We start from the raw sequence: 24,065 nt of genomic DNA, 5'->3' as shown, positions 1-24,065 counted from the left end.
CTTGGACAAGTCTGACGTGCCGCTCATTTCACCCCAAATGCGGCCCTGGCCTGTCCGATGATTCCGGGTCGCGGTTTCGCCGCTGTTACGATCCGCGGCAGAGGGAAAGGACGGCCTCGCCGTACCGGTCGATCTTGACGCGGCCGATGCCCGCGATCGACAGCAGCTCCCGCTCCGTCGTCGGCGCCCGCTCCGCGATCGCCTGGAGCGTCACGTCCGTGAAGACGACGTAGGGCGGGATCTTGGACTCCTTGGCCGTGGCCGTGCGCCATGCCTTCAGCCGCTCCAGCAGCGCCTCGTCGTAGTCGGCCGGGCACGTGGCGCACCGGCCCAGCTTCTGCTCGGCCGCCGCGACCAGCGTCTTCGCGCACACCCGGCAGCTGACCGGCGCGGCCACCGTACGGCGCTCGCGAACCGCCGCCACGCGCGGCGCACTGGAGATGCGGCCGGTGAGGCCGTCGAGGAAGCGGGACGGCCGGCGGCTCTTGCGCCCGCCGGGGGCGCGGGCCAGCGCCCAGGACAGCGTCAGGTGCTCGCGGGCCCGGGTGACGCCGACGTAGAGGAGGCGGCGCTCCTCCTCGATCTGCTCGGGGGTCTCCGCGTAGATGATCGGGAGCATGCCGTCGGTGAGGCCGACGAGGAACACGGCGTCCCATTCCAGGCCCTTGGCGGCGTGCAGCGAGGCCAGGGTGACGCCCTCCACGGGCGGGGCGTGCTGCTCGGAGGCCCGGCGTTCCAGCTCGGCGACGTACGCGGGCAGGTCGCCGCCCTCCGCGGCCATGTCCTCGGCCAGGTCGGCCAGGGCCTTCAGCGACTCCCACCGCTCCCTGGCCTTGCCGCCGCCGGGCGGGGCCGGGGTCAGGCCGACGCCCGCGAGAATGTGGTGCACCTCCGAGGCGAGCGGCTCGCCGGCGGCCGAGCGGGCGGCTCCGCGCAGCAGGACGACCGCCTGGCGGACCTCGGGGCGTTCGAAGAAGCGCTCGGCGCCGCGCAGGACGTACGGGATCCCGGCCTTGGCCAGGGCCTCCTCGTACGCCGCCGACTGGGAGTTGACCCGGAAGAGAACCGCGATCTCGCGCGCGGGCACGTCCTTGTCGAGCAGCTTCCTGATGGCCCTGGCGACTCCGGCGGCCTCGGCGGGCTCGTCGTCGTAGTCGGAGAACACCGGCTTGGGGCCGTCCGGGCGCTGGGCCACCAGCTCCATGCGGTGCGGCGACCGGCTCTTGGCGATCACCAGGTTGGCGAGGTCGACCACCTGCGGGGTCGAGCGGTAGTCGCGGATCAGCCTGATCACGGCGGCCTGCGGGTGCTCGACCGCGAACCCGGTCAGGTAGCGCGGGCTGGCCCCGGTGAAGGAGTAGATCGTCTGGTTGGGGTCACCGACCACGCAGATGTCGTCGCGGCCGCCGAGCCAGGTGTCGAGCAGGAGCTTCTGCAGCGGGTTGACGTCTTGGTACTCGTCGACCACGAAATAGCGGTATTGCTGGCGGATCTGCGCCGCGACCTCCTGGTGCTCGGTCATCACGGCCGCGGTCAGCTCGAGGATGGTCTCGAAGTCGACGAGGTGGCGCTCACGCCTGAGCTGCTCGTACGCCTCGTAGAGCCGGGCGATCTCCTCCGCCGGCGAGGGCGGCGTCCGGTGGTGCTTGGCCGCGGCGGCGACGTAGTCCTCCGGGCCGATCTGGGTGACCTTGGCCCACTCGATCTCCGAGGCGATGTCCCGCAACTCCGACCGGTCCGGGCTCTTCCGGAGCCGGCGGCACGCCTCGGCGAGCACCGGGAGCTTCGACTCGATGACCGACGGCGCCTCGCCGCCGATCACCCGCGGCCAGAAGTAGGTGAGCTGCCGCAGCGCGGCCGCGTGGAAGGTGCGGGCCTGCACGGCGGGCGCGCCGAGCGCGCGCAGCCGCTGGCGCAGCTCGCCCGCCGCGCGGGTGGTGAACGTCACAGCCAGCACGCTCTGGGCGTCGACCACCCCGCTGCGCACCGCGTATGCGATCCTGTGGGTGATCGCCCTGGTCTTGCCCGTGCCGGCGCCGGCGAGCACGCACACCGGCCCGCGCACGGCCTCGGCGACCTCGCGTTGCTCCGGGTCGAGGCCGATCAGGACGTCTTCCACATTTGTCACCTGTTCATCTTCTCAGTACTGGCGGCCAAGGACCTTATTCTGGCAACATGCGGGCCGTCGTATGTTCCTAGTTCAACAAGATGCAAAGTGCTGGTCTCTTCCCCCACAATGGGGCCGACCATTGAGCATGGGGGAAAGGAAGGCCGTGCGAACTGCGGTTCACGTGAGCGCGCTCGCGCTTGCCGCCGTTGTGCTCACACCCGTCGCCGCGACCGCGACGACGAAGGACCCCACGCCCGCCCCCACCGTGAGCAACCCGGTGGGCTCCGACGGGCTCGGCGGCCCGAGCGCCGAGACGGTCGCGTACGGCAGCCACCGGCGCCAGCAGATGGACGTCTGGTGGACCCCCGACGGCATGCAGCGGCCCGGCGTCTTCCTGATCCACGGCGGCTGGTGGTCGAGTGGCGACAAGAAGTACATGAAGGAGATCACGCGTAGCTACGCCGAACTCGGCTACACGGTCTTCAACCTCAACTACCGCCTGTCCGGCGACGCGCCCTGGCCGGCGCAGCGCACCGACGCGCTGGCGGCGATCGCGGCAGCGCGCAAGCACGCCGAGCGGTGGGCGTTCGACCCGAACAACTACGTGGTGGTCGGCTTCTCCGCGGGCGGCCACATCGCGGCGGCCGTCGGCACGTACGGCGACGGCATCCGCGGGCTCAAGGGCGTGGTGGGGCTGTCGCCGATCGTCTCGCCGCTGCGGGCCTACTCCGACGGCGCCAACACCACCGACCGCAGCAGGGCCAAGCTCCGCGACGCCGCGATCAAGCTGGCGGGCGGCTGCGAGCCCAAGGGCAAGTGCTCGCGGGTGTGGGCCAGCATGGAGGTGGCCTGGCACGCCAGCGCCCACGACGCGCCTATGCTGACCATCCACTCGGAGAACGAGTTCGTACCGCCGGTGCAGAGCCAGCTCCTCAAGCAGATGCTCGGACAGGTCGGCGTGCCGGTGACGGTGTTCATCCAGCCGGGGGCCAATCACAGCGCGCCGCTCTACCGCGAGCCGGGCGTGGCCGAGCGCGTGCAGGCCTGGATCACCGAGCGTATCGGTTAGGCAAAGTCGCAAGGGATTAACCGGGCACTACGGGTTGTTGCACGGAGCGCCTCAATTCCTTATCCGGGAGGGATCACCCAACATGGCGCTCACGGTCTACAGCACCACCTGGTGCGGCCCCTGCAAGCGGCTCAAGGCCCAGCTGACCCGCGAGGGCATCAGCTTCCGCGAGGTCGACATCGAGCGGGACCCGTCGGCGGCCGAGTTCGTGATGAGCGTCAACAACGGTAACCAGACGGTGCCGACCGTGGTGATCGAGACGCCGAAGGGCCGCGTCGTGCGGACCAACCCGTCTGCTCGCGAGGTCAAGCTGCTGCTGGAGAGCGCGGCCTGACTTTCCCGGGTACGACACGAGCCCCCGGCCGGGATGGCCGAGGGCTCATGGGACTAGCATGGCCGCGAGGACCTGGGTGCTATGGACACTCAGGTCCTCAGCTCAGTGGGCGTGGTTGTCCATCTTCTCTTCGAGACGGGCGATGTCAGCCTTGAGCTCGGAGCGGACGCCTGAGATTTCGTTCTTGAGCTCGTAGTGACCCCGCGCCATCTCGGCTTTGAGCTCGGTCACAGCTCCGGAGACCATCCCGCTCACCGCATCGATGATCTTCTTCGTCTGAAGCTGGATCTTGTCGTCGATCCTGACCTCGATGGCCGCGAACTGGATGGCGAGCTTCTGGCGCTCGATCTCCACCTTCTCCTGTTCGAGCTCGATGAGCTCTCGTATGTGTGTTTCATTCATGGGCATGACTTTGCACTCCCCCTAACGTCTCGTGTTCATGGAATCACACAAAGCGAAATTCCACTACCAGTCGCCTGACAGCTCCCCGCCGTACCAGGTCTCGATGAGGCGGCGGGCGATCGAAACCGGGGGCGGCAGGCGTAGCTCGCCGGACTGCAGCGCCGCCGTCAGCTCTTCCCGGGAGAACCAGTGCGCCTCGGCGATCTCCTCCGCGTCCGGAGTGAGCGCGGTCGAGGTCGCCTCGGCGAAGAAGCCGAGCATGAGGCTGCGCGGGAACGGCCACGGCTGGCTGCCCAGGTAGCGAGGGCTGACGACGCTGATGCCGACCTCCTCCGCGACCTCGCGGACGACGGCGTGCTCCAGCGACTCGCCCGGCTCCACGAACCCCGCCAGGATCGACATCCGGCCCTTAGGCCACTGGGGGCCGCGGGCGAGCAGGCAGCGGTCTTCCGGGTCGCGGATGAGCATGATCACGGCTGGATCGACGCGGGGAAAGTGCTGGCTGGCGTCCCGCGGGCAGACGCGGATGTGGCCGCCCGCCTGGACGTCGGTGCGGGTCCCGCAGCGCGGGCAGTATTCGTGGGTCGCGTGCCAGGCCTCCAGCGCCACGGCGTAGACCAGCAGGCCCGCGTCGCGGTCGCCGAGCAGGCCGCCGACCTGGCGCAGCCCTGCCGCTACCGGCCGGCCCTCGGGGGCGTCGCCCAGCTTCATCGCGAACGACACGCGGCCGTTGACCTCACCCTTCGGCACGCCGGGCAGCGGCGCGGCCACCGCGAAATAGGCGACGCCGTCCTCGACCCCCAGCAGGTAACGCGGGCCCGGCGGCGCGTCCGTGGAGGCGTACAGCACCGCCCGCACCTCATCGCCGACCCGCTGCACGAGCGTGTGACCGTCGTCGATCACCAGCACCCTGGTCGCGGGGTCGGACCACGCCTGCTCCAGCCACCGCTCGTCGGCACGCAGCGACGAAGATCTGTCGATCGTGCCGCGCGCGAGAAGCAGGGGTCCGATGAGTTGCTCTTCCGCGGTCGACTCCACTGGCCGCCCCCTCCCAAATCCCATGTCATCCTATGACCTCGTGGTTAGCCCCCGATTGGCGAATCAGGCCCCGGGGTGATCTCTCTGGGGCTAAGATCGGTGAGTTAGGTTAGCCTTACCTGATCCTCCGGGGGTGCCTTCGCGTTGCGGCTCTACCTGACCGCGCTCAAGCCGACCGACTCCGTGACGGACGGCTTCCTGCCCGCGGCCCGCGCGCTCGGCTGCGAGGTGACGATCCTGACGGATCGGCCGGAGCGGCATCCGTACGCGGTGGCGTGTGACGTACGCGACCCACGCGCCCTGATCGACGCGATCGAGCAACTCGGCCGGCCGGACGCGATCTTCTCCAACTCCGACCACCTGCAGGCGGAGACGGCGCTGGCCGCGGCCTACTTCGGGCTGCCGGGCAAGGACTGGCGGGCTTGTGTGGCCGCCAAGAACAAGTTCCTGATGCGTCGCAAGCTCCTTGAAGCCGGGATCGAGCAGGTCGGGTCGGTACGGCTCTCCCCCGGCGACCCGATTCCGGACGGCCTGCCCTACCCGGTCGTGCTGAAACCTCGGGAGGGTGTGGCCAGCGAGGACGTCATGCTGGTCGAGCGCGACCTGGCCCGGGCCGTGGCCGAGGTCAGGAAGAGGCGGCCGGGCGAGGCGCTGGTCGTGGAGGAGTACCTCGAAGGGCCGCTGCGCACGCTGGAGACGCTGGGCGACGGGCACGAGGTACGGGTGCTCGGCGGGTTCGAGACGACCTTGGGGGCGCTGCCGTACTTCGTCGAGGAGCGGCTCGACTGGGCGCCGCCGCAGGAGGACGGCCACGTGCTGGGGGCGCTGCGGGCTCTCGGCGTGGGATTCGGAGCCTGTCACACCGAGTACGTGGTCACCGCCGCCGGCCCTCGGGTCGTCGAGGTGAACTACCGGGTGATCGGCGACCACTGCGACTTCCTGATGGGAGACGTGCTCGGGGCGCCGGTGTTCGAGTGGATCCTGCGGGTGCATCTGGGTGAGCGGCTGCCCGCCATGCCGGCCGTGACGGGGCACGGGTGCGCGGTCAGCGTCGTCGCCGATCGGGCGGGGACCGTCAAGGCAGGGCCGGAGAGCGAGCACGTGGTACGCGGTGACGTGCGGCTGTGGCATCGCCCGCTGCGGGAGGTGGGCGACGTCGTTTCGCTCACCCGTACGAACCGGGACTACCTCGGCGTCATCCGGGCCGTCGGGCCCGATCGGGCGCGGGTGGACGCGGCCGTGGCGGAGTACCGGGCCGCGCGCCCGTGGGTGATCGAATGAGCGATCGGGAGGCTTATCTGGCCGCCCGGGTGCTGAACGCGCTGCTGCGGGAGGACTACGGCGGCCTGGCCGCGCGCGTCACCAGGACCAAGGACGGCGTGGGGATGCCGCTGGCGGACGGGCGGTGGGTGCGGCTGGCGCCCGGGCTGCTGTTCCAGGACTTCGTGGTCGCGGAGGGCGAGCGGCTGGGGCTGGAGCAGGTGCTGGAGACGCTCGTCGAGGTGGCGGACCCGGCGGACTCGCAAGGGGTCGCGGCGTTCTTCGAGGAGTGCCTGGCGGCGCTGTCCGCCCTGGAGTTGCACGACGCGCATGCCGCCGACGTTCTCCGGCGAGGGCCGTCGTACGAGGCGCTGGCGGCTTTCGTGGATCATCCGGTCTATCCGACGTCGCGGGCGCGGTTGGGGTTGTCCGAGGGCGACTTGCTGGCGTACGCGCCGGAGTTCGCGCCCTCGTTCGAGTTGCGGTGGGCGGTGGTGCCGCGTCGTGCGGTCGTGACGGGCTCGGCCGCGGGGCCGTGGCCGGACGCAGGGCCTGATGAGGTGGTGTTCCCGGTGCATCCGCTGGCCGTGGACGAGGTGCGGAAGATCGACGGGGTGCGGGTGCTGGACGAGGCACGCATGACCGTGCGGCCCACCCTTTCCATGCGGACCGTCGAGATCGACGCGCGCACGCACCTCAAGCTGCCCCTGCCGACCAGCACCCTGGGAGTGCGGAACCGGCGGTCGATCAAGCCGGGGACCCTGGCCGACGGGGCGAGGGCCGAGGTGCTGCTGCGGCAGCTGGCCGATCCCGACGTGCTGCTGGCCGACGAGCAGACCTATGCGCACGCCGGGCACGAGTACCTGGCGTGGATGGTCCGCCGGCTGCCCGAGGGGAAGATCGTGCCGGTGGCCGCGCTCACCGCGCCCGGCGTGCTCGCCGAGGCCGGGGACGTCATCCCCGCATACCTGCGGCTGCTGCTGCGGTGGAACGTGCGGCTGTTCGTCCGGTACGGCGTCGCGCTGGAGGCCCACCAGCAGAACCTCGCCCTGGTCTTCCAGGGTGACCGCATGAAGCTGCTGGTCAAGGACAACGACGGGCTGCTGGCGTCCCCGGCGAGGCTGCGGGCGGCCGGGATCGAGGCGCCGGCGTTCGCCGACGAGCGGATGCTGAACGACGACCCGCACGCGCTCGCCGACGTGTTCGTGACCATCACCCTGCACCTGGCCGCGGCGGCCGTGGCGTTCGGCGCGCTGCCGCCCGCCCGGGCCTCGGCCCTGCTGCGCGACACGCTCGCCGAGGCGATCGACGAGTACGGCGACGACCCCATGGCCCGGCTCCTGCGCGCCAGGACGCTCGACGCGGCCCGGCTGACCGGCAAGTCCATGGTCACGGCCGGGACGCTCGTGGCCAAGGAACGCTCCGGCGCGCGCGACATCAACAAGTACTACGGCACCAGCGGGCCGAACTACCTGAGGAGAGCTTGAATGCACGGTTTGGCCCTCGACGCGCCCTCCGCCCTGGCAGAGGAGGCGACGCTGGCGGCCCTGCTGCGCTGTTGCGTGCGGGAGGTGGCCGGGCCGCGCGGCCTGGTGTGGCCGGCTCCGCCGTACCTGCTGTTGCGGGTGGCGGGAACGCTGCTGCGGGCCCGTACGCACGGCGGCGCGGCGCTGCGCTTCGACGGCCTGCCCGAGCGCCTGGAGGACGGGTCCTGGCGGCCGCTGACGGTGGACGAGCTGGTCGGGCTCGTCGAGGCGGAGCAGCAGGGGCACAACGGCGAGTTCGCCGGGCAGGTCGCGGCCAGCAGGGACGCCGTGGCGGCGATCCTGCGGGCCAGGACCGACGCGGAGCCGCCCGCCGATCCGTGGCTGGCCTCGGAGCAGGCGCTCGTGTACGGGCACCCGTTCCACCCGAGCCCGAAGGCGCGGGGCGGGGACGGCTGGCTGCGGTACGCGCCCGAGGCGCACGCCGAGTTCCCCGTCCGGCTGCTGGGCGTGCGCGAGGACGTGCTGGCCGAGGAGGGCGACGTGGCGGCGCTGGAGGGCATGGGCCGGGCGCCGGACGGGTACCGGCTGCTGCCGGCGCATCCGTGGCAGCTCGAGCTCCTGCGGCCGGCGTTCGGGGCCGAGCTGATCGACCTCGGGCCCGGGCCGGTGGTCATGCCCACTTCGTCGGTGCGGACCGTGTACGCCCCGGAGGCAGGGGTCTGCCTGAAGTTCTCCCTGGACGTGCGGATCACGAACTGCGTGCGTAAGAACGCCTGGTACGAGCTGGCCGGGGCCGTGGAGCTCACCTCACGCCTTGAGCCGATATTCGAGGACATAGCGGCCAAGCACCCGGCCACCCGCTGGCTCCCCGAGCCCGGCTACCGCTCGGCCGCCCTCGGCAGCCGGCTCCACGAGGGCCTGGGCGTGATCGTGCGGAAGAGCCCGTGGGCCGCCTGCGAGCCCGGCGTGACGCCGGTCCTGGCCGGCGCCCTCGCCCTGGACGCGCCGGTGCGGGATCCGCTGGAGTGGTGGTCGGCGTACGTGTCGGCGGTGGCGCTGCCGGTGCTGGAGCTGTACTTCGCGCACGGCGTGGTCCTGGAGCCCCATCTGCAGAACGTCCTGGTCGGCTTGGACGCGTCCGGGATGCCCGCGCAGGCCGTCTTCCGGGATCTGGAGGGCACCAAGCTCGTCGCGGGACGCCATGACCTCGGCGGGCTGCATCCCGAGGTCGCGCGGGCGCTGACGTACGACGCCGAGCGGGGCTGGGCCCGCGTCGTCTACTGCCTGCTCGTTAACCACCTCACCGAGATCGCCGCCACGGTGGCCGGGCCGGACGACGCGCTGCTGCGTGAGCTGTGGGCGGTCACCCGCGGCCTGCTCGCCAAGCTCGCCGCCGACCTCGGCTGGCCGCTGCCCCTGTCGGACCTGCTGGCCGGGGCGCCGCTGCCGGCCAAGGCGAACCTGGGCGTGCGCTGGGCCAGAGCCGCCGACCGCGCGGCCGGCTACGTCCCGATCGCGAACCCGCTCGCATGATCCCCCCACACGTCATGGACGCCGCCCTGAGCCTGCCGGAGGCCCCGGCCTACCTCTACGACCTCCCCGGGCTGGAGGCGCACGTGGCGGCCGTACGGAAGGCGCTGCCCGGCGTCGAGCTTTATTACGCGGTCAAGGCCAACCCCGACGCCGAGTTGCTGCGCGTGCTGGCCGGGCACGTGGACGGGTTCGAGGTGTCGTCGGCGGGCGAGCACGCGCACGTCACAGGCCTGTTCCCGGGCGTGCCCGTGGCACTCGGCGGTCCCGGCAAGACCGACGCCGAGCTGCGGCTGCCGCACCACCGCATCCACGTCGAGTCCCCGAACGAGCTGCGCCGCCTCCTCGCCACCGGCCTGGAGGCCGACGTGCTGCTCCGGGTCAACCCCGATCTGCCGGTCGAGGGCGCGGCGCTGACGATGAGCGGGCCGTTCGGGATGGACGAGGCGGACGTGGCGGAGTGCCTGCCGCTGTTCGGCGATCGGGTACGCCTCCGCGGCGTGCACACCCACCTCGCCAGCGGCCTCGATGCGCCTCAACTGCTGGAGCTGGCGGGGACGCTGCTGGACAACCGCTACGAGGAGGTCAACCTGGGCGGCGGCATGGCGGTGTCCTACGCGGCTCCGGGCGACCGGTTCGACTGGGTCGCGTACGGGGCCGGGCTGGCGGGGCTCGGGCGGGGGCGCAGGCTGCGGATCGAGCCGGGCCGGGCGCTGACCGCGTACTGCGGCCACTACGTGACCAGGGTCGTGGACGTGAAGCGGGTGCGCGGCGAGGCGTACGCGATCCTGCTGGGCGGCACCCACCACCTGCGCACCCCGGTGACCAAGGGCCACGATCAGCCCTTCACGGTCCTGACGACCGGGACGGGACCGGGCGTGGAGGAGGAGCCGGTGACGTTCGTCGGTCAGTTGTGCACACCGAAGGACGTTTTCGCACGAAAAATCATGACTTCTGTGCGCGTCGGGGACACCGTGGTCTTCGAGATGGCCGGGGCCTACGCCTGGAACATCTCACACCACGACTTCCTCATGCACCCGAAGCCGGCGTTCCACTATCTACGATCTTGACGCTCTCGATGAGCGCGACCAGGCCGTCGGCGTCGAGCAGGTTGACCGGCCGCACGGTACGGTTCGCGCGGACGTAGTGGAAGGCCGCGGCCACCTTCTCCAGGGGCACGCCGGCCAGGTGTGACCAGGCCAGCCGGTACGCCGCCAGCTGCACCGACGCCGCCTTGGCCGCCTTGCCCTTGGGCGGCTGCCCGGTCTTCCAGTCCACGACCTCGTAGCCGCCGTCGGGCCGCTCGAACACGGCGTCCATCCGCCCGCGCACCAGCCGATCGCCGATCATGGTCTCGAACGGCACCTCCATGTCCACAGGGCGTCTGTCCGCCCACTCGCTCCGCTCGAAGTGCTCCTGCAGCTCGGCCAGCCGCACGTCGGCCTCTTCCAGCTCGTCGTACAGCTCGACGTCGTCGATCAGCCGCTGCTGGTCCCACCGCGTCTCCAGCCACTTGTGGAACGACGTGCCCCGTCGGGCCAGCGGCGCCGGCTTGACCGGAACGGGACGGCGGATCCTGCGGGCCAGCTCGCGCGGGTCGGTGGCCAGCGTGACCAGCGACGACACGGTCAGCTTGGCCGGCAGCTCGACGATCGTGGCGGGCTGCCTGCGATGCAGCTCGCGCTCGCGCAGCAGCAGCTCCGTGTCACGCTCCCAGGCCCGCAGCCGCTCCTCCTCGTACGCCCGCAGCGGCTCGTCCTCCTCGGCCTCGGCCAGCGTGCCGGCCAGGGCGTCCTCGACCAGGCGGGCGCCGTCCAGCACGGACTCGTAGCGCAGGCCCTCGGGGGTGACCGGCCAGACGGCCGCGGCGGGCTCGGCGAGCAGCGGGTTCGCGGCGCCCTCCGCCAGGTCGCCGGCCCAGAACGAGACGCGGTCGGCGGTGTCGCGGATCTCCAGCAGGAAGTCCGACGGCTCCAGCGGCTTGGTCGCGGTGCCCCAGCGGTAGCCGGAGGCGATCAGGTGGTAGTGCGCGCGGGTCACGGCCACGTACGCCAGCCTGCGCTCCTCCACCAGGTCCCGCTCGCGGCACAGCTCGTCGAAGACGGCCAGCTCCTCCTTGCTGAGCCCGCTCAGCCGGGGCAGGTCGGCGGCGTCGCCGCGCAGCGGGTAGGGCAGCTTGCGCGGGTTCTCCGACCACCGGCTGTTCATCACCGGCGTGGCGGGGAAGATGCTGCCCGTCGCGATCGTCCCCTTCGAGCTGACCAGCTGCGACAACCCGGGCACGACCACGATGGGCCACTCCAGGCCTTTGGAGGCGTGCACGGTCATCAGCTTGACGCTGTTGCTGTCGCCGACCCGCCCGGCCTCGAGGCCGAACTCCTCACTCTCGGCCGCCTGCAGGTACGCCAGGAACGCCCCCAGCGTCGGGTCCTCGGCGTCGCCCGCGAACCTGGACGCCGCGTCGAGGAACGCGTCGAGGTCGGCCCGCGCCGCGAACGCGCTCGCCGTGCCGCTGCGCGCGGCCACCTCGACGTCCAGGCCCAGCTTGCGCTCCACCTCGCTGATCAGGTCGGGGAGCGGCTGCGCGGTGTGCGCCCTGAGCTGGCGCAGCTCCTGGGCCAGCGCCAGCAGCCGGCTGCGGGCCAGCGGCGAGAACGCCTCCAGCCACTCGTCCCGGTCCGGCAGCTCGTCCAGCGCGTCCACCAGGCTTCCGCGCTCCTCGGCCAGGTCGGCCACCACCTGGTCGAGCGGGTCCTCCACGCGCCCGCTCTCGCTCAGCTCGCGGGCCAGCTCCCTGGCGCACTCGCCGAGCACCCGCAGGTCGGCGGGGCCGATCCGCCAGCGCGGCCCGGCCAGGATCCTGGCCAGCGCGTCGCCGGCCGTGGCGTCGTACAGGACGCGGAGGGTGGCGACGATGTCGTTCACCTCGGGCACGGTCAGCAGGCCGCCGAGACCGACCACCTCGACCGGGATGTCGCGGTCCTCCAGCGCCCGGCGCAGCGCCGGGAACTGCGAGCGCTTCCTGGCCAGGATCGCGACGTCCTGTGGCTGGATGGCGAGGGTCTTCTTGCGCTCCTTCTCGCCCCAGGGCAGGCCGTCGGGGGCGACCTCCTGGCCGAGGATCTTGGCGATGCCGTCGGCGATCCACTTGGCCTCGTCCTCGGCGGTCTCGTGGAAGGCGCAGGTGACGCGGCCCCGGTCGACCCGGTTGGGGCCGGGGACGAGGACGGGGACCTCGCGGGCCTCCATGCGGAGCGGGAGCTGGATGCGGGCGGCGACGTCGAGGACGCGGTCGCCGTTGCGGAAGCTGACGCTGAGCTGGCGGACGGGGGCGGGGTCGCCAGCACTTGTCCGGAAATCTCGGGAAAAACGGCGAAGGTTGCCTGCGGACGCGCCGCGCCAGCCGTAGATCGACTGGCAGGGGTCGCCGACGGCCGTGACCGCGTGGCCGCCGGCGTACAGGGAGCGGAGCAGCACCAGCTGGGCGTGGCTGGTGTCTTGGTACTCGTCGAGGAGGACCACCGCGTAACGCTCGCGCTCGATCTCCCCGACTTCCTTGTGGTTGGCGGCGATCCTGGCGGCCAGCGCCATCTGGTCGCCGTAGTCGATCACCTCGCGGCCGCGTTTGAGCCGCTCGTACGCCTCCACCAGCGGCAGCAGCTGCTCCCTCGCGGCCTGCACGGTGAGCGGCTTGCGCTGCGCGAGCGTCGTGCGGCCGGCCAGCAGCGCGTGCCGGTCGCGCAGCCACTCCCCCATCCGGCGCACGTCGGCCGGGCCGCGCAGGTGCTCCGACAGCTCGCCGGCCAGCTCCAGCACGGCGGCCGTGACCGACGGCGGGCCGAGCTCGATCTTGTCCATCGGCCCGTCGTACATCGCCACCACACGCGAGGCGAGCTGCCACGACACCGCCGGGGTGACCAGGCGCATCGTGGGCTCCAGGCCCTCGCGCAGCGCGTGGTCGGTGACCAGGCGAGCGGCGTAGGCGTGGTAGGTGGAGACCGTCGGCTCGTTGTCGAGCGCGCCCGGCTCGACCAGGCCCGCCTCGGCCAGGCCGGTGAGCCGCTCCCTGACCCTGGTGGCCAGCTCGGCGGCGGCCTTGCGGGTGAAGGTGAGGCCCAGGACGTTCTCCGGTTTGACCAGGCCGTTGGCGACCAGCCAGACCACACGCCCGGCCATGGTCTCGCTCTTGCCCGAGCCGGCGCCGGCCATGACGACCATCGGCTCCAGCGGCGCCTCGATGACCGTGGCCTGCTCGTCCGTGGGGGGAAGGATGCCGAGCTTGCCGGCGAGTTCGACGGGGGTCAGCACACCTGGCCCCCGTTGTCGTTGACCGGGCAGCTCGCCCTGGCCGCGCACGTGCGGCAGCCGTCGTTGGCCTTGGCCTGGAAGAACGGCCCCGACATGCCGGTCGCCACCGTGTCGACCAGGTCGCCGGCCCAGCCGGGGTTCTCGTCGTCCGCCAGCGCGCCCTGCCGCTGCTCCATCGCGTCGTTCTTGCCCCCCGCCTTGCCGAGCTGCACCAGCGCGGCCCCGCCCGGCTCGGTCATGCCGTGCCGGGCGAACGCGCCCAGCAGCGCGGCCAGCTGGTAGACGCCGAGCTGCGGGTGGCGGTCGAGGTCGCCGGCCTTCGGCTTCGAGCCGCCGGTCTTGAGGTCGATGATCACGGCGCGGTTCTCGGCGTCGCGCTCCACCCGGTCCACGCGGCCCTTGATCTGCACGCCCTCGGAGACCGTCGCGGTGAACGACTCCTCCAGCGCCACCAGCTCGCGCGGGTTGTCCTTGTGCCAGCGCAGGAACTTGCCGATCATCTGCTCGGCGACCTGGCGCTGCTTGCGGTTGTACCAGGCGCCGCCGAAGTCGAGCTCGTCCCAGATCCGGTCGAGGCGCTCGCCCAGGAGGTCCTCGCTCGGCAGGTCGGTGGCCGCCAGCACGGCCAGGGCGTGGATGACGTTGCCCAGGCCCTGCGCGGTGCTCGTGCCGGCCGCGCCGACGGCCGTCTCCAGCAACCAGCGCAGGCCGCACTTGGTGAAGCTCTCGACCGCCGACGGCGAGATGCTGACGACGCCGTCGGGCCAGCTCAAGGGGCGGTCGTCGGAGATCGGCGTGAGGGCGTACCAGTCGTTGGGGTGGGCGCCCTGGACGCCGGCGGCGGCGAGGCGGGCGAGCTGTTGCGCGGCTTTTTGCCTGACTTTTCGTGACTTAGTGGGGTCGGTCACTGCGCTGCGGAGGTCCGCCACCAGCGCGGACATGTTCAGCCAGCGGGCGCGGTCGTCCATCGTGGCCGGCTCCACCGCGCCCGGCATCAGCTCCGACAGGAACCTGGACGGGCGCTCGTCGGTGTCCTCGCCGCCCACCGCCGTCACCACGAGCCTGCGCCTGGCCCTGGTGGCGGCCACGTAGAACAGCCGGCGCTCCTCGGCCAGCAGCTTGGAGACCAGCGAGGCGGCGTTCGGCTCGCCGCCCTCGACCACCTCGACGAGGTCCTCGACGCCGAGCATCGACCCGCGCAGCCGCAGGTCCGGCCAGACGGCCTCCTGAACGCCCGCCACCACCACGACGTCCCATTCCAGGCCCTTGGAGCGGTGCGCGGTCAGCACGCGTACGGCGTCGCCGTCGGGAGCCCGGTCGGCCAGCGTGTCGCCGGGGATCTCCTGTGCGGCCAGGTCGTCGATGAACACCTCCGGGCCCGCCTTCGGCATCCGGTCCACGAACTTGGCCGCCTGGTCGAACAGCGCCACCACCGCGTCCAGATCGCGGTCGGCCTGCGCGCCTCTCGGGCCGCCCTGCAGGCTCATCTCGGTCCAGCGCTGCGCCAGGCCGCTGGCGTTCCACACGGCCCACAGGAGGTCCTCAGCCGTGCCCTCGGCCTCCCCGGCCACCGTCTCCCTGGCCACCGCGAGCAGCTTGGCGACGCGCTCAGCGGGCAGGGCCACGTGGGGCTCGACGCGGGTGAGCTCGCGGACATCCTGGACGGCCGCGATCAGCAGCTCCCCGGACGATCGGGCCTCGCCGCTCTCCGACGCCTCGTTCTCGGCGATCTTGAGTGCGCGGCGGAGGCGGCGTACGCCGATCATGTCGGTGCCGCCCAGCGGGCCCGTCAGCAGCTCCTCCGCCACCCCCTCGTCGAGCAGGGCCGGGTCGAGCGCGACCTTCAGCATGGTGAGCAGCGGGCGCACGCCCGGCTCCTGGGCGATCGGCACCTCGTCACCGGCGATCATCGTCGGCACCCCGGCGTTGGTCAGCGCCCGGCGCAGCAGCGGCACCTGCCGCCTGGCGGAGCGCACCAGCACCGCCATCCGGCGCCACGGGACGCCGTCGATCAGGTGCGCGCGGCGCAGCGTGTCGGCCACGATCGCGGCCTCCTGGCTGGTGCTGTCGGCCAGCAGCACGCGTACGTCGCCCTCCGGCGTGTCCGGGAGCGGGACCAGGTCGCGGTGGTCGTGCCGGTGGTCGAAACCGGGGGCGACGGGGAGCTTGGCGGCGACCCGGCGCGAGGCCTCCAGCAGGCCGCTCCCGCTCCTGCGGCACACGCGCAGCGCCAGCACCGGCGCGTCGCGGCCGTCGCGGGTCTGGAAGCGCTGGGGGAACTGCATGATCCCCTGGACGTCCGCGCCTCTGAACCCGTAGATCGACTGGTCGGGGTCGCCCACCGCGACCAGGTCCCGGCCGTCGCCCGCGAGCTGGGCCAGCATCAGCTCCTGCGCCGGGTCGGTGTCCTGGTACTCGTCCACGAACACGGCGTCGTGCGCCGCGCGTTCCCGCTCCAGCACCTCCGGCCTGGTCAGCAGCGCGGAGGCGGCCCTGATCAGCTCCGCGTAGTCGTAGGTCTCCTCCGGGTCCAGGTCGAACCGGTCCTGATAGCGCTCGGCGAACCGGCCGGCCGCCGTCCAGTCGCTCCTGCCGTGCCGCCGGCCCAGCTCGACCAGCCGCTCGCCGTCGAGGCCGCGCTCGTTGGCCCTGGACAGGAAGTCACGCAGCTCCTCGGCGAAGCCGCGGGTCTTGAGCGGCTCGCGCAGCGACACCGGCCAGTCGAGCCCGCCGTTCTCCAGCTCGCCGTGGAGCAGCCGGCGAATCTCCAGCAGCTGCTCAGGGCCTGTGAGCAGGCGCGGCGGGGCCTTGCCCTCGAGGATGGACTCGCGGCGCAGGAGGGCGTACGCGTAGGAGTGGAAGGTCAGGGCGAGCGGGGTGCGGGTGGTGCGGCGCAGGCGGCCGGTGACGCGCTGGCGCAGCTCCTCCGCGGCCTTGCGGCTGAAGGTGAGGATGAGCACACGCTCGGGGTCCAGGCCGCGCCGCTCGATCCGGTCCACCACACTCTCCACGATCGTGGTGGTCTTGCCTGTCCCCGGGCCGGCGAGGACGAGAAGGGGTCCGCTCTGATGTTCGACCACGGCACGCTGGTGCTCGTCGAGCACAGGGGGCACAACAGGGGTGCTGTTGCCGCGTCGTACCAGCCGCCAGGTCTGACCACTCACAGCACTAGATTCCACCAGACCACAGGGGTAGATCGTGCCGAGTTGCCCGGCCCGCCCACCGTACCGGGGCAAATCTCGTGTTTTCCGGCGACACGCCGCGCGGCCACTTCGGGACAAGGCGCGATATATCTTGACTTCACATAGACGCGATATATCGTGTTTTCATGACCAAGACAGGCAAGGGATACAAGGGCATCGGCATGGAAGGCCCGATCGCGCGCTGGTACGCCGCCGGCAACGGCAAGTCCATGGACCGCTGGAACGAGCAGGCCGCCGCGGTCCGGGAGCGCGCCGCGAAAGGGAGCGAGATCTTGGAGGTGGCCCCCGGGCCCGGCCACCTCTCGATCGCCCTGGCCAGGACCGGCGACTACACGGTCACGGGGCTCGACGTCAGCGAGACGTTCGTCCAGATCGCCCGCGCCAAGGCCGCCGAGGCGGGGGTCGCGGTGGACTTCCGGCTCGGGAACGCCTCGTCGGTGCCGTTCGAGGACGAGAGCTTCGACTTCATCGTCTGCTGCGCCGCCTTCAAGAACTTCTCCGACCCGCTCGGCGCCCTCCGGGAGATGCACCGGGTCCTGCGCCCCGGCGGCGGCGCGCTCATCGTCGACCTGCGGCGGGACGTGACCAAGGAGGCCGTGGAGGAGGACGTCGCGCGGATGGGGATCGGCGGGCTGTCCAAGGTGTTCACCAAGTTCGCGCTGCGGTCGTTCCTGCCGCGCCGGGCCTACACGAAGAGCGACTTCGAGGGGTTCATCGCGCAGACGTCCTTCCGCACGTACGACATCCGCCTGTCGCCGCTCGCCCTGAACGTCGACCTGCGGAAGTGAGATGCACACGCAGCGTACGCCCTTGTAACTTAGGGTCATGCGCTGGCAGGTCCACTCCGAGAAGACGCTGTACGCGGATGCCTGGCTGGACGTCCGGGTGGCGGACGTGGAGCTGCCCGACGGGCGGCATCTCGACCATCGGCTCGTACGCACCGCGCCCGGCGCGGCGGCCGTCGTCACCGACGAGCGGGAGCGGGTGCTGCTGATCTGGCGACATCGCTTCATCACCGACAGCTGGGGCTGGGAGATCCCGATGGGGGCGGTGGAGGAAGGCGAGATGCCGCAGGCGGCCGCGGCGCGGGAGGTGGAGGAGGAGACCGGCTGGCGTCCCGGGCCCCTGCGCCCGCTGCTCACCGTCCAGCCGTCCAGCGGCATCTCGGACAGCCTGCACTACGTGTATCGCGGGGAGTCGGCCACGTACGTCGGGCCGCCCTCCGATGCCTGGGAGGCGGAGCGGGTCGCGTGGCTGCCGCTGTCCGGCATCCGCAAGCTGATCGACAACGGCGAGATCGTCTGCGGAACCGCTTTGTCGGCCCTGCTCTACGTGCTGCTCGACCGCCTGCCGTCGATGGGCACGGCAGCGGACCGCACCATGCCCTTCGACCCCACCCGCCCGATCCTTCTGCGCGACATCCCAGGCCTGGATCTCTGACCACCGAGCCGGTCAAGAAGACGCTCCGTCACGGCGAGCGCCCCGTGAGCCTTCACGACCGGCCATGACAGACGGCAACCCACGACGGCGCGTGCGGTGACCTTGGGCGACCGTAAATATGGGCCTTTCTCAAGAGAAAAGGTGATCCACAACCCTCGCAGTAGCCTTCCCGTCGTCGCGGGGAGCGAACGTGGCGCGGAAGGCGTCGTAACGGTCGGCGTGGGCGGATGCGACCGAGTCGATCGAGCGGAGGGCGTCGATCACGTCGGCCGAGGTCGACAACACCGGACCCGGCGCGTGCTCGGCCAGATCGAGGTAAAGGCCCCTCTTCGACGAATACTTCGCCAGGTCGTAGCCGTAGATCACGATCGGGCGGCCCGTGCAGGCGAAGTCGAACATGACCGACGAGTAGTCCGTCACCAGGACGTCGGCCACCAGGAGCAGGTCGGCTATGTCGGGATAAGTGGTGACGTCGCGGGCGATGTCAGGAACGGCCGGGATGGCCTGCATGGGATGGGCGCGGACCAGGATCTCGTGGTCGGCGCCCAGCGCCTCCCGCGCCTTGGCCAGGTCCAGCTTCACCATGGCGTTCTTGCGGTCGTAGTCCCGGTACGTCGGCGCGTACAGGACCACCCGCTTGCCCTCCACCAGCCCGAGCCGCTCGCGTACCGCGGCCGCCAGATCGTCGCGGTCCGGCGAGTTGAGCACGTCGTTGCGGGGCAGCCCGCTCTCCAGGATCTCGCCCTTGTAGCCGAGCGCCTTGCGCAGCACCGGCGTCGCCCAGGGCGACTGCGACAGCAGCAGGTCCCAGCCGCGCACCTCGGCCGCCTGGCGGTGCCAGATCGGCGGCTTGGGGTCGCGGTTCATGTGGGGCTGGTCGTTGCCGATGTGCTTGGCCGGGGTGCCGTTCCAGGTCTGCACCACCACCTGGTCCTCGCGGGCGCGGAACCAGGTCGGCAGGAAGGCGTTGGTGATGATGTAGCGGGACCTGGCCAGGGCGGCGTGGTGCTCGCGGCTGCCGGCGCGTACGACGGTCGCGCCGGCCGGCGGCACGAACGCGCCGTCCTTGACGATCCAGATGTGCTCGCGGTCGTCTCCCCGCCGCAGCCGCTCCTCGTAGATGGCGCGGACGCTGTCGGCGTAGAGCCGCCCGTCGTTGACGACGTAGACGGTGGCGTCCGTGAGCGGCTCCGTGCGCTGGGCCGGATAGAAGACGCGGCGCAGGACGTGGGTGCCCGCGACGCCACGCTCGTCCGCCGGACGGGCCTCCTCGACCGTCACGACCGGCACGTCGAAACGCGTGGAGATCATCCGGTATGTCCGGCCTTCGAGCGTCCGCGGCTCCTCGTCCAGCCCCGGCAGGGCGGCGTGGTCCATACGCAGCGGGACGATCTCGCCGGACGGATGACGGAGCGACATGTTCCAGGTGCCCGACGCCAGCGGCACCGGCTCGCCGAAACGGTCCATGGACGCGGGCTCCACCCGTACGGAGAAGTCCTCTCCGGAGCGCTCCATCGGAAGCAGGTACGACAGGCCGGAGCGGTGCCGCAGCGTGAGGGAGCGCGGGCCGGGGGCGTCCGGGTAGTGGCCGCGCAGCAGGAGCGAGGAGCCCTCCCAGACCGCCGAGGTGATCACCGGGCGGACGCGGTGCGCGGAGACCACGACGCGGTCACGTCGGTCGCCGAGCACGGTGATCTCGCGGTCGCCCACGACCGTGCGGGTCTCCACGAGGTCGGCCAGCATGACGGAGGCCGCCGGGTCGCCCTTGGGCTCGACCCAGAGCCGCCGCCCGTCCTTCTCGTGCAGCAGCGAGGGCACGGTCAGCCCGACCACGACCTCGGTGCCGTCGCCCGAAGGCGTGAAGTCGGCGGCGATGCGGTGGCCGCCCAGCCTGGCGTGCCCCTTGGTGACCGTGCGGCCGGGCAGGAAGATCTTGAGCTCGAGGCGCTCGCCGTCGAGGGACACGCCGGTCAGCTCGGCCCGGTTGGGCTGGAGCACGACCTGCAGCGCGCGGTCGGACGTCCAGACCGGCCTGACCCACCGGCCGGGCTTGAGCTTGAGGCCGGCCGGGCGCTCGGGACGGCCGAGTGAGGAGCCGCGCAGCAGGCCGGTGGCCCGCGCGCCACGGCTCCAGAACACGATCTCGGCCCGCCACGTCGTGGTGTCGGGCACCGACGGGCGGTGCCGCATCCGGCGGCGCACGGCGGAGACGACGCCGCGGACGGCGCCGCGCCAGCGCAGCGGCCACGGGCTGAGCTCCGCGGTGAAGCCGGACCAGTCGTAGTTGCAGCCGGGCTCGTGCGCCCCGTGCGTGGCCTCGGGCTCGTAGACCCGGCGCGTGCGCATGCGGATGGGCGGCAGCCAGCGCGGCCCGCGCAGCACCACGGTCGCCCAGTTGAACCTGCGGCTGCGGACCGACAGGCCGGCGAGGTAGGCGAAGCCGGTGACACGCAGCTTGCCGTCGACCCAGTTGATGTCGTCGATGTGGGTCACCGGCACCATGTCGGCGCGCCGCAGGCGGTAGAGGTCGGGCGACAGCTCGTCGCGGAAGGGCAGGTCGGCGTACCAGCGCAGGCCCTTGCGGATGCGCTTGGACGGCTCGGCCGCCGCGGTCACGACCTTGGCCAGCGTCTCGCCCTCGACGAGCTCCTCGTCGGGACGGTTTTCGATCAGGTGGCAGAGCACCCGCCGGGCGACCGGGAGGTCGCGTTTGACGTCCGCGTCCACGCCCGCGAGATACGGGCGGACGAGCGCGAGCATCTCGCGCCGCCGCGCCGGGCCGCGCTTGACCGCGAGCTCGATCCGGCCCCCGAGGGGACCGCTGAGCACCTCGGTGTCGAACGCCGCGTCGCGTCCGCCGGAACCGACCGCTCGCATGACCGCTTCGAGAGGCTCTCCACGATCACAGAGATCCTGGACAGCCTTGAGGCGGTCGGCGAGCGAATCGCCGCCCTGGCTCTGGGCTGTGACGCCGGTGGCCATAGGGGTGGCACCGCCTTTCGGGCCGCCATGAGTGTTTTGCCCATGGTAATGGGAGTCACATGGCGCAGAGTCGCCGGTTCGGCGAAAGCGCAGGTCACATGACTTACTGAAAATCCGCTGAACGTCCCTCATGTTCCGCCGGGCGCCCGTCCCAGCGGGCCAGGCGCATGTCCACGCGCTCCCCGCGCAGCGGAGTGCCCTCCTCGCGCCAATGCGCCAGGCACCGTCGCAGGTGGTCAGGGGCGGCGCCGCTGCCGTCCGCGTGGACCACGCGCCACCAGGGCACGCCGCCGCCCCACGTGGACATCACCTTGCCGACCTGGCGCGGGCCGCCCTCGCCGAGATATTCGGCGATGTCCCCGTACGCCATGACCTTGCCGGGCGGGATGCGTTCGACGAGGTCGAGCACCCGCTCGGCGAAAGGGTTCAGGGGGTCCATGCCGCAGGGCCCGCGTCGATGATCTCGTCGAACTTGCCGATCTCGACCACGCCACCGCCCGCCTCGACCTCGATGACGCCGTCGCGTAGCGCGTACACCTCGCCGTCCTCGCCCACGAGCCGGGCGCCGAGCGCGACGGACAGCCTCAGCAGCTGGGCGACCTGCCAGTCGGAGCCGGGCTCGCCCACCAGCCGACCGTCCCAGCGCGCCACCGGGTGCGCGCCGCCGCGGTGGCCGGTCACGATCTCGTCAGGTCCGCGCAGCTCGAAACCGGCCGGCGCGATGGCCCTCGCCAACTCCGCGAAGGCGAGTGGCGACTCCCGCACCACCCGCAGCTCGTATCCCATGACGGGGGACCATAGCGGATCTTTACTGCCGACGCTGGTTGAGCACGACGATCGCACCGCAGAACGTGATGAGCGCCACGAGCACCCCGCCTCCGTACAACCACATGCGCAACGGATCGGGTCCGGGAGGCGACGGCACCGGGGAGTCCTCGCCCTGGCCGAAGTGGGCCTTGTCCGGTCCGGGCGCGGCACGCTGCACGCCGGTCAGGCGCTTGGCGGCGTTGAGCGCGGCCGCGGCGTCGACCACGCCGAAGCCGGTCTGGTCGTCGTACCCGATGGCGGGCCGGCCGCGGGCGCTCGACGCCAGCGCCTGGGCGACCTGCTCGGGCGGCAGGTTCGGGTAGCGGGACTTGATGAGCGCGGCCACGCCGGACACGAGGGCGGCGGCCGAGCTGGTGCCCTCCGACAGCTCGTAACCGCTCTTGAGCTTGACCACGGGCACGCCCACGCCGGGCGCGCCCACCAGCACCGACAGGTTGTCGCTGCTGAACGTGGCCCTCCTGCCCTGCTTGTCGGTGGCCGCCACCCCGATGACCCCGGGATAGCCGGCCGGGAAGCTCCAGTAGGAGGTGCCGTTCTCCTTGGCGTAGTCGCTCAGGCCGTCGTTGCCGACGGCGGCGACCAGCACGACACCCTTGTCCAGCGCGTACGACACCGCCTCCCGCTCGGACTTGACCGGCCCGTACGAGCCGATGGACATGCTGATGACCTTGGCGCCGTGGTTGGTCGCGTACCGCAGGGCGCGGGCCAGCGGGCTCTCCGAGGCCGTCTCCCCTTCCTCGACGGGCGGGATGCCGATCGAGGGATCGTCGTCCGTGACCATGGGCAGCGACAGGATGCGCGACTCCGGCGCGACGCCGATCAGCCCGTCGTCCGCGCCCGACCCGGCGATCAGAGCGGCCATGGCGGTGCCGTGCTTGCCGGGCGGCAGTTCGCGGGCGATGGCGCTCGAGGTCATGTCCGGGCCGGCGTTCACACGGCCCTTCAGCTCCTTGACCCCGGTGTCCACGCCGCTGTCGATGACGGCGACGGTGACGCCCGCGCCCTTGCTGACGGTCCACGCCTGCTCGACGTTGAGCGCGTCGAGCACCCACTGCTGCTGCTCCCTGACCGGGTCCGCGTCGACTCCGGTGAAGACGAGCAGCGCGGCCGCGAGCGCGCGTACGGCGGTCAGCACACGTTCCCCTGGGTGCAGGGCGGCACCTTGGGCGGGTCCGCGAGGAAGTAGGCGATCTGGTTGCCGATCGACTTGGCCGCCGGCCAGAGCTCGGGGTGCAGGATCTCCTCGGGCGGGATCGCGGCCCTGGTCCGGCCGTCGGCGTAACCCGCCGTCGAGAACACGATGTACGGCCCCGCGCCCACCCAGCCCGTACGCTGCCGCTGGTCGGGCCCGAAGCGCTCGCTCACCGTGCCGGGGAAGGCCACGGGCAGCACGCCCACGCGGTCGTCCTGGGTGAGCTCCTCGGTGGCCGACACCCTGGACGCCTCGTCCTTGAGCACGGCGACGCCGACCGTGAAGACGAACGACGCCGTCTGGTCGATATACGTGGCCCGCAGCATGGTGACGCAGCCGTGGCTCTCCAGCACGCCGGCCACGGAGGCGTCCACGCCCTTGCCGCACTCGGTCTCGGGGGCGATGCCGACGCGCCTGGCGTACTGCTGGGCGCGGTCGAGCCCGAGGTATTTCACCTCTTCGGGGAAGACCCCCGTCGCCGGCCACGCCTGCCAGCGCCTGGCGATCTCCTCCTGCTTGTACTTGTTCTGCTCGGCCGGGGTGAGGGGCCGCGATCGGGTCTCGTTGAGCAGCCCGATCGTGCCGAGCAGCACCACGACGGCCGACACGGCGACGATGACGCCGAGCAGCCCCACGAAGATGCGCCGGTAGCGGATGCCCTGCTGGAGCGCCTCCAGCTCGGCGCGCTCCTTGGCGGCGGACGAGCGCCTGCGGGAGTCCACCGCCGGCCAGCTGCGCACGCGTGACCGGCGGCCGGTTGTGGCGCCGAGGGGGTTTCTCCCTCCCGGCGTGGCGTCTCCTCCGGCGCGCGGCAGCCCTGAGGTTGACCTACGTGCCCTCACCACCGCCTCGTTCCCTGTTCATGGCCTCACGTCCGTGAGG

At 71.8% G+C, this 24,065-nt stretch carries 18 protein-coding genes; 8 read left to right on the top strand and 10 right to left on the bottom strand.

The annotated features are described in order from the left end of the window. Positions 1–85 precede the first annotated feature (85 nt). Positions 86–2,119, bottom strand: a complete 2,034-nt coding sequence (locus tag ACIBX3_RS49670; RefSeq protein WP_397127724.1) for an ATP-dependent DNA helicase UvrD2 — start codon at positions 2,117–2,119, stop codon at positions 86–88. A gap of 154 nt (positions 2,120–2,273) precedes the next feature. On the opposite strand from ACIBX3_RS49670, the gene ACIBX3_RS49665 reads away from it, so the two are divergent. Next, positions 2,274–3,179: an alpha/beta hydrolase gene (locus ACIBX3_RS49665; protein ID WP_397127723.1), complete on the top strand. Its 906-nt coding sequence runs from the start codon at positions 2,274–2,276 to the stop codon at positions 3,177–3,179. 82 nt (positions 3,180–3,261) lie between these two features. Next, positions 3,262–3,513: a mycoredoxin gene (locus ACIBX3_RS49660; RefSeq protein ID WP_397127722.1), complete on the top strand. Its 252-nt coding sequence runs from the start codon at positions 3,262–3,264 to the stop codon at positions 3,511–3,513. Positions 3,514–3,615: 102 nt separating this feature from the next. On the opposite strand, the gene ACIBX3_RS49655 is transcribed toward ACIBX3_RS49660, so the two are convergent. Together ACIBX3_RS49655 and nudC are read right to left on the bottom strand one after the other, a co-directional pair. Then, positions 3,616–3,915 (bottom strand): hypothetical protein, encoded by a 300-nt coding sequence (locus tag ACIBX3_RS49655; RefSeq protein WP_397127721.1) that lies wholly within the window; start codon positions 3,913–3,915, stop codon positions 3,616–3,618. A gap of 63 nt (positions 3,916–3,978) precedes the next feature. Beyond that, on the bottom strand, positions 3,979–4,953 hold the full coding sequence (nudC, locus tag ACIBX3_RS49650; protein ID WP_397127720.1) for an NAD(+) diphosphatase: 975 nt from the start codon (positions 4,951–4,953) through the stop codon (positions 3,979–3,981). A gap of 144 nt (positions 4,954–5,097) precedes the next feature. Between nudC and ACIBX3_RS49645 the strand changes: the two genes are divergently transcribed. The 4 genes from ACIBX3_RS49645 to ACIBX3_RS49630 are packed head-to-tail and all read left to right on the top strand — an operon-like array spanning position 5,098 to position 10,300. Next, complete coding sequence (locus ACIBX3_RS49645) at positions 5,098–6,234, top strand: acetyl-CoA carboxylase biotin carboxylase subunit family protein (RefSeq protein ID WP_397127718.1); 1,137 nt, start codon at positions 5,098–5,100, stop codon at positions 6,232–6,234. Further along, the gene (locus ACIBX3_RS49640) at positions 6,231–7,700 is read left to right on the top strand and encodes an IucA/IucC family protein (protein WP_397127717.1); all 1,470 of its coding nucleotides are present in this window, start codon (positions 6,231–6,233) and stop codon (positions 7,698–7,700) included. The genes ACIBX3_RS49645 and ACIBX3_RS49640 overlap by 4 nt, the downstream gene beginning before the upstream one ends. Further along, positions 7,701–9,233, top strand: coding sequence for an IucA/IucC family protein (locus ACIBX3_RS49635; RefSeq protein WP_397127716.1), 1,533 nt, complete (start codon positions 7,701–7,703; stop codon positions 9,231–9,233). It abuts the gene before it with no gap. Continuing rightward, positions 9,230–10,300, top strand: coding sequence for a type III PLP-dependent enzyme (locus ACIBX3_RS49630; protein WP_397127715.1), 1,071 nt, complete (start codon positions 9,230–9,232; stop codon positions 10,298–10,300). The genes ACIBX3_RS49635 and ACIBX3_RS49630 overlap by 4 nt, the downstream gene beginning before the upstream one ends. Here the strand turns inward: ACIBX3_RS49630 and ACIBX3_RS49625 are convergent. Continuing rightward, positions 10,260–13,538, bottom strand: coding sequence for an ATP-dependent helicase (locus ACIBX3_RS49625; RefSeq protein WP_397127714.1), 3,279 nt, complete (start codon positions 13,536–13,538; stop codon positions 10,260–10,262). The genes ACIBX3_RS49630 and ACIBX3_RS49625 overlap by 41 nt on opposite strands. Further along, complete coding sequence (locus tag ACIBX3_RS49620; protein ID WP_397127713.1) at positions 13,532–16,702, bottom strand: ATP-dependent helicase; 3,171 nt, start codon at positions 16,700–16,702, stop codon at positions 13,532–13,534. The genes ACIBX3_RS49625 and ACIBX3_RS49620 overlap by 7 nt, the downstream gene beginning before the upstream one ends. Positions 16,703–16,866: 164 nt before the next feature. Here ACIBX3_RS49620 and ACIBX3_RS49615 point away from each other — a divergent pair, with 164 nt between their 5' ends. Both ACIBX3_RS49615 and ACIBX3_RS49610 read left to right on the top strand, forming a co-directional pair. Then, on the top strand, positions 16,867–17,529 hold the full coding sequence (locus tag ACIBX3_RS49615; protein WP_397127712.1) for a class I SAM-dependent methyltransferase: 663 nt from the start codon (positions 16,867–16,869) through the stop codon (positions 17,527–17,529). Between the two features lie 37 nt (positions 17,530–17,566). Beyond that, complete coding sequence (locus ACIBX3_RS49610) at positions 17,567–18,181, top strand: NUDIX hydrolase (protein WP_397127711.1); 615 nt, start codon at positions 17,567–17,569, stop codon at positions 18,179–18,181. A 129-nt stretch (positions 18,182–18,310) separates the two neighbouring features. On the opposite strand, the gene ACIBX3_RS49605 is transcribed toward ACIBX3_RS49610, so the two are convergent. From ACIBX3_RS49605 to ACIBX3_RS49585, 5 genes are all read right to left on the bottom strand, one after another. After that, positions 18,311–21,058, bottom strand: coding sequence for a CDP-glycerol glycerophosphotransferase family protein (locus ACIBX3_RS49605; protein ID WP_397127710.1), 2,748 nt, complete (start codon positions 21,056–21,058; stop codon positions 18,311–18,313). A 208-nt stretch (positions 21,059–21,266) separates the two neighbouring features. Next, positions 21,267–21,602, bottom strand: a complete 336-nt coding sequence (locus ACIBX3_RS49600) for an MGMT family protein (RefSeq protein ID WP_397127709.1) — start codon at positions 21,600–21,602, stop codon at positions 21,267–21,269. Then, entirely contained in the window at positions 21,590–21,949 is a 360-nt protein-coding gene (locus ACIBX3_RS49595; protein WP_397127708.1) for a hypothetical protein, read from the bottom strand. The genes ACIBX3_RS49600 and ACIBX3_RS49595 overlap by 13 nt, the downstream gene beginning before the upstream one ends. A 22-nt stretch (positions 21,950–21,971) precedes the next feature. Continuing rightward, the gene (locus ACIBX3_RS49590; RefSeq protein ID WP_397127707.1) at positions 21,972–23,126 is read right to left on the bottom strand and encodes a S8 family peptidase; all 1,155 of its coding nucleotides are present in this window, start codon (positions 23,124–23,126) and stop codon (positions 21,972–21,974) included. Beyond that, positions 23,120–23,923, bottom strand: coding sequence for a hypothetical protein (locus ACIBX3_RS49585; protein WP_397127706.1), 804 nt, complete (start codon positions 23,921–23,923; stop codon positions 23,120–23,122). Before ACIBX3_RS49585 ends, ACIBX3_RS49590 begins: the two co-directional genes overlap by 7 nt. Positions 23,924–24,065 lie beyond the last annotated feature (142 nt).

Origin of the sequence: Nonomuraea sp. NPDC049480 (genome assembly GCF_044465905.1) — a bacterium.
Classification (GTDB): domain Bacteria; phylum Actinomycetota; class Actinomycetes; order Streptosporangiales; family Streptosporangiaceae; genus Nonomuraea.
This window is presented reverse-complemented; position numbering and strand designations above follow the sequence as displayed.

Coding starts and splice junctions, on each gene's coding strand:
- ACIBX3_RS49660 (WP_397127722.1), top strand. CDS start 3,262: ATGGCGCTCACGGTCTACAGCACCACCTGGTGCGGCCCCTGCAAGCGG.
- ACIBX3_RS49655 (WP_397127721.1), bottom strand. CDS start 3,915: ATGAATGAAACACACATACGAGAGCTCATCGAGCTCGAACAGGAGAAG.
- ACIBX3_RS49640 (WP_397127717.1), top strand. CDS start 6,231: ATGAGCGATCGGGAGGCTTATCTGGCCGCCCGGGTGCTGAACGCGCTG.
- ACIBX3_RS49635 (WP_397127716.1), top strand. CDS start 7,701: ATGCACGGTTTGGCCCTCGACGCGCCCTCCGCCCTGGCAGAGGAGGCG.
- ACIBX3_RS49630 (WP_397127715.1), top strand. CDS start 9,230: ATGATCCCCCCACACGTCATGGACGCCGCCCTGAGCCTGCCGGAGGCC.
- ACIBX3_RS49615 (WP_397127712.1), top strand. CDS start 16,867: ATGACCAAGACAGGCAAGGGATACAAGGGCATCGGCATGGAAGGCCCG.
- ACIBX3_RS49610 (WP_397127711.1), top strand. CDS start 17,567: ATGCGCTGGCAGGTCCACTCCGAGAAGACGCTGTACGCGGATGCCTGG.
- ACIBX3_RS49605 (WP_397127710.1), bottom strand. CDS start 21,058: ATGCGAGCGGTCGGTTCCGGCGGACGCGACGCGGCGTTCGACACCGAG.
- ACIBX3_RS49600 (WP_397127709.1), bottom strand. CDS start 21,602: ATGGACCCCCTGAACCCTTTCGCCGAGCGGGTGCTCGACCTCGTCGAA.
- ACIBX3_RS49595 (WP_397127708.1), bottom strand. CDS start 21,949: ATGGGATACGAGCTGCGGGTGGTGCGGGAGTCGCCACTCGCCTTCGCG.